The following is a 10132-nucleotide window of genomic DNA, read 5'->3' as shown; positions in this document are numbered from 1 at the left end:
TGAGATCGGCGACGGGCCCCGGGCGATCGCCGGGGGCCCGTCGCTGATGCGTGGGGGTGGGGGCTCAGCCCTTGAGCCGGTGGGTCTCGTCCAGGACGCTCGCGGCGACCTGCTTGAGGGCGGCACCGTGCTCTCGCGCGTGGTGGGCGCAGAAGAGCAGCTCGCCGCCGCTCTGGAGCTCCACGCGGAGGTAGGCCTGGGCACCGCAGCGGTCGCAGCGGTCCTCAGCGGTCAAGCTGCTGCTGGGGGCGGTTGCAGTGGTCATCTCGGCCTCATCTCTTCTTCGGTCGCCTGCCTACGGTCCAACGTAGCGAGGCTGAACAAGATTCCCGCCGGTTGGTGGTGTACGCCACGCGATCACGGATCACTCGTGCGTGGTGCTGCCCCGCGTCGCTGCGGGGCGGGTGGTGTGCAGTTGTGAGGTGGTGCTGTCTCGAGTGTGACGCGCCGGGCGGCACCAGTGGGGTGAATCTCGCGAAGATCATCCGATCGGTCCCTCGACGTGACCCCATCGTGACGTGGTTCACCGGGGGCGTGGCGCACGTGGGCCCCGGCGTGTCGCCTCCTACAGTGGTGCCCGCCTCACCTTCCCCGTCCGATGTGCCAGGAGCCCACGATCGCCGAGAACACCTACAACGCCGCCCACCTGCTCGTGCTGGAGGGCCTCGAAGCCGTCCGCAAGCGGCCGGGCATGTACATCGGCTCCACCGACACCCGGGGTCTGATGCACTGCCTGTGGGAGATCATCGACAACGGCGTCGACGAGGCCCTGGCGGGTGCAGCCAGCCGGGTCGAGGTGATCCTGCACGCCGACGGCTCGGCGGAGGTGCACGACGACGGTCGCGGCATCCCCACCGACAAGGAGCCCAAGACCGGGCTGCCCGGCGTGGAGGTGGTGGCCACCAAGCTGCACGCGGGCGGCAAGTTCGGCGGCGGTTCCTACGTCGCCACCGGCGGTCTGCACGGCGTGGGCCTCTCGGTGGTCAACGCGCTCTCGGCGCGCATGGACATCGACGTCGAGCGCAGCCCCAAGGTGCAGGGCCTCAGCTTCCGCCACGGCACGCCGGGCGTGTTCGACGCCGAGGGTCCCGACGCCGGCTTCACCCCGCAGAGCGGGCTCACCCGCTCCGGGGGCCGCGTCGCCAAGGACCGCTCGGGCACCCGCATCCGGTTCTGGCCGGACCGCCGGATCTTCACGAAGGATGCCCGCTTCGAGATCGACGGCCTCATCGGTCGCGCCCGGCAGACCTCGTTCATCGTGCCCGGCCTGGAGATCGTCATCCGCGACCTGCGGGGCGAGGAGCCGGTCGAGGAGCGGTTCCGCCACGACGGCGGCATCGCGGAGTTCGTGGAGTTCCTCGCGAGCGGGGAGCCGGTCACCGACATCCTGCGCATCGAGGGCACCGGCCGCTTCACCGAGACCGTGCCGCTGCTCGACGACAAGGGCCACATGACGCCCCAGGACATCGAGCGCGAGCTCGGCGTCGACATCGCCGTGCGCTGGGGCACCGGCTACGACACCGAGCTGCGCTCGTTCGTCAACGTCATCGCCACGCCCAAGGGCGGCACCCACGTGGCCGGCTTCGAGGCGGCGCTGGTCAAGCCGTTCAACGACGCCATGCGGGCCGCCAAGGTGCTCAAGGTCAACGACGCCGACGTCGAGAAGTCCGACGTCCTGGAGGGCCTCACCGGCGTGGTCACGGTGCGACTGGCCGAGCCGCAGTTCGAGGGCCAGACCAAGGAGATCCTCGGCACGCCGGCCGTGCGCGCCGAGGTGCGCAAGATCGTGGCGAAGTTCTTCGCCGAGTACCTCACCTCCACCAAGCGCACCGAGAAGGCCCAGGCCCGGTTGCTGATGGAGAAGGTCGCGGGTGCGGCCAAGACGCGCATCGCCGCGCGCCAGCACAAGGAGACCCAGCGCCGCAAGAACGCCCTGGAGTCCTCCTCGCTGCCCGCCAAGCTGGCCGACTGCCGCTCGGGCGACAACGACCGCACCGAGCTGTTCATCGTCGAGGGCGACTCCGCGCTCGGTACCGCCAAGATGGCCCGCAACTCCGAGTTCCAGGCCCTGCTGCCCATCCGCGGCAAGATCCTCAACGTCCAGAAGGCCTCGGTGGGCGACATGCTCAAGAACACCGAGTGCGCCTCGATCATCCAGGTCGTCGGCGCCGGTTCCGGGCGCACGTTCGAGCTCGAGGCCCGCCGCTACGGCCGCATCATCTTCATGGCCGACGCCGACTCCGACGGCGCCCACATCCGCTGCCTGCTCGCCACCCTGTTCTTCAAGTACATGCCCGACCTCATCCGCGACGGCCGCGTCTACACCGCCGTCCCGCCGCTGCACCGCATCGAGATCTCGAACCCGAAGAAGGACCAGCCCAAGTACGTCTACACGTACTCGGACGACGAGCTGCAGCGCAAGCTCGCCGAGCTGAAGAAGCGCAACGTGCGCTGGAAGGACCCGGTGCAGCGGTACAAGGGTCTGGGCGAGATGGACGCCAAGCAGCTGGCCGAGACCACCATGGACCCCCGCCACCGCACCCTGCGCAAGCTCACCATCGACGACGCCGACGAGGCCACCCACATCTTCGAGCTCCTCATGGGCTCCGAGGTCGCCCCCCGCAAGGAGTTCATCGTCGCCGGCAGCAGTGGCCTGGTGGCCGAGGACCTCGACTTCTGATGGACGTCAGCGACGGTTCTCGCGGTGCATGAGGAGGTTCAGGCGAGGCTCGATGCGCTCGCGCACGACTTGACGGAGGAGTTGGCGGGCTACGCAACTGTCGGTCGTAGAGGGTCGTCCGGTAGGAAGTTGGTCGACGTCGAACCGGTGGCGTCAGCCGCTCTGGGGTTCACGTGGACAGAGTTTCTGCAGCAACCCGAGGGTGCGCTGCAGGTGGAGGCGGGCCATCACGGCGGGCGCTGGGAACTTGCTGCGACCCTCGATGACGTCAAGTTCATCGAGGACGTGTCCCGCGCGGTCATCGCTGGTCGAGTCGTGGAGACTTTCGGCCCCGGACGCTCGCGCGTGGATGTCACTCTCCTGAGCGGCGAGGTCGTGAGCGAGACCGGCTACGTCACGCCGCGAGGATGTCTCCCGTTGCCGGGCTGGGTTCGGAGGGGACGCAGCGTGACATACGCGCCCTGCCTACCGAACTCTCGATGAGTCGCCGAGAGCATCGCGGTCGACGACACATGCCGCTATGACCTGCGTACTCCGCGTCTTTCATCGCCGACTCGCACCAGACTTTCGTGGACCGCCGATGTTAAGTCGTGCGCCTCACGCTCGATACCGGCGCGCCTGAGGCGCTGCCTCGTCTGGATAGTGCACCCGTTCAGCGAGGCAGGCCGAGGTGAACAGCTGAGTACGCTCTCCCTGCCGAGTTCATCCGACACGATGTGGCGAACGCTCGAGCATCCTCATCGGACTCGTAGCGATGCGCCTATGTCTCTCGGGGAGATCACTCGTCGCTGGCGGACGAGCCTGTGTAGAACTGCACCGTGCCGTTGTTGAGGCGCACCGTCACTGCCCACTCTGGCCCGCGAGCGGCCTTTCGGCTGTTGCGGGACCTCATGACCGGTACTCCGCGATGACGTCGATGGTGCCCACGATGTGTCGGTTGAACTCTGCGAGGTCCTCCGCAGGAATCCAGTACTCCAGGATGGTGTGCCCACCAGCCTGCTGGACCTCGTACCGGCTCAGGAACGCCTTCTCGACCGCGAAGCGCGTCACGTAGCCGACGCCGCTCGCCTTGACGTTCCAGTCGCGGGCAATCCGTGTCGCGTAGTCCTCGTTCAGCACGGGGTAGAAGATGGGCTGATCTGGCAGGCGAGGCGGCCATTCCTTCCAGCCAGAAGCCTCGACGAGCGCCAACTCTTGCGGGCCTGTCGGTCGCCAGAGCGTCACTGTCTGCATGCCTCCATCATCGCTCCTGGGGCTGTTTCGGCGCGCTCTGATTGCAGTGAAGGTTCGTTTCGAACCTCACCGACGTACCGCTGGAGGCCTGGCGCGGTTGCGAGGTCCCCGACGCGACCGCTCGGGCGCGGCGGTCGAGCCTCCCTCGGAGGCTCCCCGGATGATCCGGGTCGTCGGGATCGCCCGTCCACAGATCCCGGGGTGATCGCGTTCGGGTCTTGTGTTCGAACAGATGTTCGAGGAGAATGGAGCCATGGACGCCACCTCCCTCCTCGTGACCGCGCGCGACGCGCGGCTGGCCGAGGAGCGCGCGGCGCGCGAGGTGTTCGTGGCGGCCGCGGGGTACGCGATCGCCCATGCCGACGGGGTGGTCCGGCCCGACGACTACGACCCGGAGCACGCGGCGAGCGGCGGGGTCGGGTCGGTGAGCATCGATCCCTCGGCGGCGGCCGAGTTCGCGTGCGCCCTGCGGCTCTCCACCCCGGCCGGCCGGTCGTTCCTGGCCGACGCGGTCGAGGTGTCCTGCCGGCTGCCGCGGCTGTGGCAGCGGGTGTGCGACGACGAGGTGGTGGTGTGGCGGGCGCGCAAGATCGCCGAGCGCACCGCCGTCCTCTCCGCCGAGGGCGCCGCCTGGGTCGACCGCCGGGTGGCCGGTGACGCTCATGCGCTGTCCGCCGCGCAGATCGCCCGCACCGTCGAGGCCGCCCGGGCCATGTTCGAGCCCGACCTCGCCGAGGAGATCCGGATCTCTCGCGCCGAGACCCGCCACGTGACGCTCCACCACCAGCAGGACGACATCGGCGGCACCGTCGACCTCACCGCGACCCTCGACCTCCAGGACGCGCTCGACGTCGACGTGGCCCTGGCCGGGGTCGCCGCCGAGCTCGCGGCCGCCGGGGACGACGACCCGCTCGAGGTGCGCCGCTCCCGCGCCCTCGGCGAGCTGGCGCGCCGCTACCTCCACGGTCACGGGACGCCGGGTGCGGAGAGCGCCCCGACGCCCCGGCGCGACCTCACGCTCTACCTGCACCTCTCCGACGCCGCGCTCGCCTCCGGCTACGGCATCGGCCACTGCGAGAACACGCGCAGCCCGATCACGGCCGGCCAGATCCGCGAGTGGGTGGCCGCCCCCGGGGCCCGCGTCACCGTCCGCCCGGTGCTCGACGGAGACGCCCCCCACCACATCGACGGCTACGTGCCCTCACCGCTCCTGCGCGACCAGGTCATCCTCCGCGACGCCACCTGCGTCTTCCCCTGGTGCGCCCGCTCCGCCCGTGGCACCGACCTCGACCACATCGTCCCCTGGGCGCCCGGCGACACCGACGGCGAGACCTCGGACGACAACCTCGCCTGCCTGTGCCGCTTCCACCACCGTCTCAAGACGCTGTTCGGCTGGACCTACCATCCGCTGGTCGACGAGCACGGCACCCGCATCTACCACTGGACCAGCCCCACGGGGGAGTCCTACGAACGCGGTCCCACCGGCACCGAGCGCGTGCTTCCCGCGCTGCTCAGGGAGGATCCGCGCCCGATTACGATGGATCGGTGAGCATCCCCGCCCAGCGCGCCGCCGTCGTGAAGGCCCTCAAGGCCGGGGGAGCCAAGCCCCGCAAGGGTCGGCTGCGGCTCGCGGCGGGGGAGCTGTTCTGGTACCTCGACACCCGGGTGGTCGGTCTCGGCGCGAGCGCCACGCTCGCGCTCGAGGTCGGCTGCTGGACCCCCGACCTGCCGCCGGAGCCGGAGGGCGGGGCGGTGGACTGCCCGCTGCTGTTCGACGTCGCCGTGGCCGACCCGGCCGCCGACGTGCGGGCGCTGCTCGACCGGCTGCGCGGGATCGGCGACCTGGACGCACTGGGCGCCCGGCTGCCGGAGCTGCCGGGCGCCCTGGTGGATGCGCCGTTGCGGGAGCTGCTCAGAACTTCTGGGTGAGCAGCCCGGTGTCGACGTCGTAGATGAAGCCGCCCACGAGCACGCTCTCGGGGATCAGCGGGTGGGTGCGCACCTTCTGCACGTCGTCGGCGAGCGCCTCGGACTGGTCGCTGATGGCCTGGAAGTCCATGAACGCCGCGGACTTGCCCGAGGACTCCGCCACGCGGCCCAGGATCGTCTCGGTGCTGTTGGAGGCCACCGCGCAGCGGGTGTGCGGGGCGATGATGATGCGCTGCACGTTGAGCAGGTGCACCGCCAGCACCAGCGCCTCGAGGGTGGCGTGGTCGACCCGACCACCGGGGTTGCGCAGGATCTTGGCGTCACCGAGCTTGAGGCCGATCATCTCCAGCGGCAGGATCCGCGAATCCATGCAGGTCACGATGGCGACGCCGGCGTGGGCGATGCCGTCGAACCCGGAGCTGTCGAACTGGTCGGCGAAGGCCTGGTTGGCGGCGAGGAGGTCGTCGAAGTTCGTCACCACGGCACCGTAACGCCTCAGCCGCCGGCGGCGATCACGCGTCCGAGATGCTGACCCCGGGTGGCCGCCCCGCGCAACAGCACCAGCGCCAGGACCGCGGCCAGCAGTGCCGCCCAGGCCGCGCCCGCGAACACCGCCTGCTCCTGCAGCACCCCCAGTTGCCGGATCGTCAGGCCGGGGTCGGCGTCGCGGGCCTCGTTGAGGCGGCGCAGGCCCAGGGTGGTCAGCACCGAGATGCCCACGAGCATGCCGACCATGCGGGCCACCACCACCAGCGCGCTCGCCAGCCCGTGGGTGTCCTCGCGCGTGGTGGCGAGGATCGCCGCGTTGACGGGCGCCAGGGCCAGGCCGAAGCCCAGCCCGCCGGTCACCAGGGGCACCCAGGCCGAGGCGTGCTCGAGGGCGTCGACGTCCCAGGTCGACATCCAGAAGAAGGCGGCCGCCGCGAGCAGCATGCCCACCGCGGCCACGACGCCGGCCGGCATCCGCCGCAGGGCGAGCCCGCCGAGGACCGCCCCCACCGGCAGCGCGACCAGGAACCGCAGCAGCACCAGCGCGGCGTCGAGCTGGGAGTCGGGGTAGACCGTGGTGCGGGCGAACAGCGGGATGTCCACCAGCGCCGCGATCAGCGCCCAACCCACCAGCAGGCTCACCACGAGCGCCCCCCACGCCGGGCGTGCGGACAGCGTGCCGCGCGGCACCAGCGGGTCCGACGCCGTGCGCAGGTGCCGCACGAGCAGTACCGCCGCCACCGCCGAGCCCAGCAGGAACCACGGGCCCTGCGGGGAGAACACCGCCACCGCGGGGTCGGCCGTGGCGAAGGCCAGCACGATCCCGGCCAGCGCGGCCGCCAGCAGCAGGGCGCCCCGCAGGTCGGTCGCCGCCAGGCTGCGCGCCCACGGCCGGACGTCGATCAGCGGGCGCGACGCCGTCACCGAGCGCACCGCGAGCACCACGAAGGCACCGATCGTCACCAGGCCCACGGGCCACAACCAGCGGGTCGTGGCGCCGTCGATCACGGGCAGGAACAGCTCGCCGTAGGTGAGGTCCAGCCGCAGCGAGCGCGGTGGGTCGACGGTGAGGTAGGCGCTCGCCACGAGCACGAGCAGCGCGAGGGCGCCGACGACGTCGGGCGGCCCCGTGCGCGCCGGACGCTCGTGGGCCGGGGGTGCGCCCGTCCCGCTCGCCCGCAGCGCGCGCAGGCCGACGAACAGCAGCAGCCCGCCGGCGGCGTTGAGCAGGAAGATCCCGCGCCAGGAGGCCACCGCCAGCACGGCCGCGCCGACGAGCGGCCCCAGCACGGACCCGATCTCCTGCACCGCCGAGACCAGGCCCAGCGGCACCCCGCGTCGCTCGGGCGGGTAGAGCGCGGCGACCAGCGCCATCGTGGCCGGCACCAGTCCGCCGCCACCGACGCCCTGCAGGAACCGGCCCACGACCATGCTCGGCAGGTCGTAGCCTGCGGCGGTGATGACCGAGCCCACTGCGAAGGTCACGAGCGAGGCCGCCACGACCGGCGCCGGACCGCGCAGGTCGGCGACCCGACCGATGAGCGGCAGGATCGCGACGTAGCCCAGCAGGAAGCCGGAGATGATCGGTGCCGCCCGCTGCAGCTCGTCGACCCCGATGCCGACGCTGGCCATCATGTCCGGCAGCGCGAGCACCACCACGTAGGTGTCGATCGCGGCGAACGCCACGGCCCCGGCGCACAGGGCGAGCAGCGCCCGCTGCCCGGGGGCCGCCTCGGTCACGGCGCGCTGATCTCCTGCTCGACGTCGTACTCGGTGATGCCGATGCGGTACGTGATCGGGCCGCTGCCGTCGAAGAACTCCCCGGTGATCTCGGCGCCCTCGAGCACGTCGTCGTCGGTGAAGGTGAAGGTGGCGTCGAAGGAGTCGCCCGGAGCGCAGGGCAGCAGGTTGCGCACCGCGTCGCCCGGCACCGTCGCGGTGTAGGGGGTCACGATCACGCTGGTGTCCTCCTCGCTGCGTCGGCTCTCGCCCGCGGTGAGGTCGGTGGCGGCGGCGAGCACCTCCGGCACGCCGGCGTCGGCGTCGAGCAGCAGCGCCGGGTCGGGCGCGCACAGGTCGGCCGGGTCGAACTCCTGGGAGGTGCCGAACACGTCGACGTACAGGGTGCCCCCCAGCGCGACGACGCTCACGCCGTCGGCCGGGATGCCCATGAACTTGCCCGACACCGTGCCCTCGAAGGCCGGGGCGTCCGTGACCACGCCCTCGGCGCGGGTGAGGTAGGCGTCGGCGTCGGGGGTGTCGTCGGTGCTCAGCGTGAGCCGCACCCCGGAGGTCTCCTCCAGCCGCGTGACCGCGCCGGAGAGGAGCTCCTCGGGGGACGCCTCGCCGCCGCCGGCGGCGTCGTCGCCCCCACCGCAGGCGGTGAGACCGCCGAGGAGGAGCAGGGTCGCGGCAGGCACGGACAGCAGGCGTCGCATGGTCCTCACCCTAGCCGGGCGGCCACCGGGCCGGCGCAGGCCACGATCGGCTGCGGAGCGGGCACCCCGGACCCGTCACGGCGCCCGAACTCGCTCGGCAGGGGCACCGGGGCGCCGCTCGCCGCTGCCGCCCGGGCGGGCGCGACGCCGGCCCAGCCGAGCACCAGGGTGTCCTCGCCCTTGAGGAAGCGGTGCGACCGCACGCCGCCCGTGGCGCGGCCCTTGGCGGGGTACTCGCTGAACGGGGTGACCTTCACCGACCCCGTCTCGGTGCCGGGCAGCGCCGAGCCCGCACCGGCGATCGTCACGACGACCGAGGCCTCCGGGTCGGCCGGCAGCGCCCCGAACCAGACCACCCGCGCGCCGGCACCGAGCTTGATGCCCGCCATGCCGCCGCCCGCGCGGCCCTGCGGGCGCACCAGGTCGGCGGGGAAGTGCAGCAGCTGGGCGTCGCTGGCGATGAAGCACAGCGTCTCCGTGCCGGTCTCCAGCTGGACGGCGCCCACGACCTCGTCGTCGTCCTTGAGGCCGATGACCTCCCACTCGTCCTTGTTCGGCACCTCGGGGTTGACCCGCTTGACGACGCCGTCGCGGGTGCCGAGGGCGAGCCCCGGACCGTCGGCGACCAGGGTGCACAGGGCGAGCGCGCGCTCCCCGTCGGGCAGCGCCAGCAGGGCGCCGAGCGGGATGCCGCCCTGCAGGTGCGGGTCGCTGGCGCTCGGCGGGATCGCGGGCAGGTCGAGCACCGAGAGCCGCAGCACCCGGCCGCGGCTGGTGAGCAGCCCGATCTCCCCGCGCGCCGTGGTGCGCACCACCGAGAGCACGACGTCCTGGTTGGCGCGGCCCTCGCCGGTGCCGGGCGTCTCGTCCGAGGCCGTGCGGGCCAGCAGGCCGGAGGAGGACAGCATCGCGAAGCAGGGGTCGTCGGGCACCTCCAGCGGCACCGCCGAGGCGGCGGCGCTCACGCCGGCCGACTCCAGCAGCACGGTGCGGCGCGGGGTGCCGAAGTCCTTGGCCACCTGGCCCAGCTCGTCCGAGACCACCCGACGCAGCAGGGCGTCGTCGGCGAGGATCGCGTCGAGCCGCTCGATCGTGGCCTGCAGCTCGCTCTGCTCCTTCTCCAGCTCGATCTTGGAGAACTTCGTGAGCCGGCGCAGCTGCATCTCCAGGATGTAGTCGGCCTGCAGCTCGGAGAGGTCGAAGACCTGCTGCAGCCGGGTGCGCGCCTCGCCGGCGTTGTCGCTGGAGCGGATGAGGGCGATGACCTCGTCGATGTCGAGGATCGCGATGAGCAGGCCCTCCACCAGGTGGAGCCGGTCGGCGGCCTTGCGGCGCCGGAACGGGGGGGGGGGGGGGGGGGCGG

General features: G+C 71.9%; 9 protein-coding genes. 3 read left to right on the top strand and 6 right to left on the bottom strand.

Annotated features, from left to right (window positions below):
* Positions 1-64: 64 nt before the first annotated feature.
* Positions 65-265, bottom strand: coding sequence for a hypothetical protein (locus tag ACERUJ_RS16880; RefSeq protein WP_370250015.1), 201 nt, complete (start codon positions 263-265; stop codon positions 65-67).
* Positions 266-598: 333 nt separating this feature from the next.
* On the opposite strand from ACERUJ_RS16880, the gene ACERUJ_RS16875 reads away from it, so the two are divergent.
* Positions 599-2680 carry a type IIA DNA topoisomerase subunit B gene (locus ACERUJ_RS16875; protein WP_370250014.1) on the top strand — a complete coding sequence of 694 codons (2082 nt, stop codon included), beginning with the start codon at positions 599-601 and terminating at the stop codon, positions 2678-2680.
* An 888-nt stretch (positions 2681-3568) separates the two neighbouring features.
* Here the strand turns inward: ACERUJ_RS16875 and ACERUJ_RS16870 are convergent.
* The gene (locus tag ACERUJ_RS16870; protein WP_370250013.1) at positions 3569-3913 is read right to left on the bottom strand and encodes a hypothetical protein; all 345 of its coding nucleotides are present in this window, start codon (positions 3911-3913) and stop codon (positions 3569-3571) included.
* A gap of 253 nt (positions 3914-4166) precedes the next feature.
* Between ACERUJ_RS16870 and ACERUJ_RS16865 the strand changes: the two genes are divergently transcribed.
* Positions 4167-5462, top strand: a complete 1296-nt coding sequence (locus ACERUJ_RS16865; RefSeq protein ID WP_370250012.1) for an HNH endonuclease — start codon at positions 4167-4169, stop codon at positions 5460-5462.
* Entirely contained in the window at positions 5459-5842 is a 384-nt protein-coding gene (locus tag ACERUJ_RS16860; RefSeq protein WP_370250011.1) for a hypothetical protein, read from the top strand. The genes ACERUJ_RS16865 and ACERUJ_RS16860 overlap by 4 nt, the downstream gene beginning before the upstream one ends.
* Here the strand turns inward: ACERUJ_RS16860 and ACERUJ_RS16855 are convergent.
* From ACERUJ_RS16855 to ACERUJ_RS16840, 4 genes are all read right to left on the bottom strand, one after another.
* On the bottom strand, positions 5826-6320 hold the full coding sequence (locus ACERUJ_RS16855) for a beta-class carbonic anhydrase (RefSeq protein WP_370250010.1): 495 nt from the start codon (positions 6318-6320) through the stop codon (positions 5826-5828). The two genes, ACERUJ_RS16860 and ACERUJ_RS16855, sit on opposite strands and share 17 nt — an antisense overlap.
* Before the next feature lie 17 nt (positions 6321-6337).
* Entirely contained in the window at positions 6338-8071 is a 1734-nt protein-coding gene (locus ACERUJ_RS16850) for an MFS transporter (RefSeq protein ID WP_370250009.1), read from the bottom strand.
* Complete coding sequence (locus ACERUJ_RS16845; RefSeq protein ID WP_370250008.1) at positions 8068-8769, bottom strand: LppX_LprAFG lipoprotein; 702 nt, start codon at positions 8767-8769, stop codon at positions 8068-8070. The genes ACERUJ_RS16850 and ACERUJ_RS16845 overlap by 4 nt, the downstream gene beginning before the upstream one ends.
* Positions 8770-8774: 5 nt before the next feature.
* Positions 8775-10132, bottom strand: a 1358-nt coding sequence (locus ACERUJ_RS16840) for a DNA gyrase subunit A (RefSeq protein WP_370250006.1), incomplete at its 5' end; no start/stop codon positions are given.

This window comes from Nocardioides sp., from assembly GCF_964228225.1.
Lineage (GTDB): Bacteria > Actinomycetota > Actinomycetes > Propionibacteriales > Nocardioidaceae > Nocardioides.
The sequence above is the reverse complement of the archived record's forward strand: the minus strand, read 5'-3'. Positions and strand labels throughout refer to the sequence as shown.

Coding starts and splice junctions, on each gene's coding strand:
- ACERUJ_RS16875 (WP_370250014.1), top strand. CDS start 599: ATGTGCCAGGAGCCCACGATCGCCGAGAACACCTACAACGCCGCCCAC.
- ACERUJ_RS16865 (WP_370250012.1), top strand. CDS start 4,167: ATGGACGCCACCTCCCTCCTCGTGACCGCGCGCGACGCGCGGCTGGCC.
- ACERUJ_RS16845 (WP_370250008.1), bottom strand. CDS start 8,769: ATGCGACGCCTGCTGTCCGTGCCTGCCGCGACCCTGCTCCTCCTCGGC.
- ACERUJ_RS16870 (WP_370250013.1), bottom strand. CDS start 3,913: ATGCAGACAGTGACGCTCTGGCGACCGACAGGCCCGCAAGAGTTGGCG.
- ACERUJ_RS16880 (WP_370250015.1), bottom strand. CDS start 265: ATGACCACTGCAACCGCCCCCAGCAGCAGCTTGACCGCTGAGGACCGC.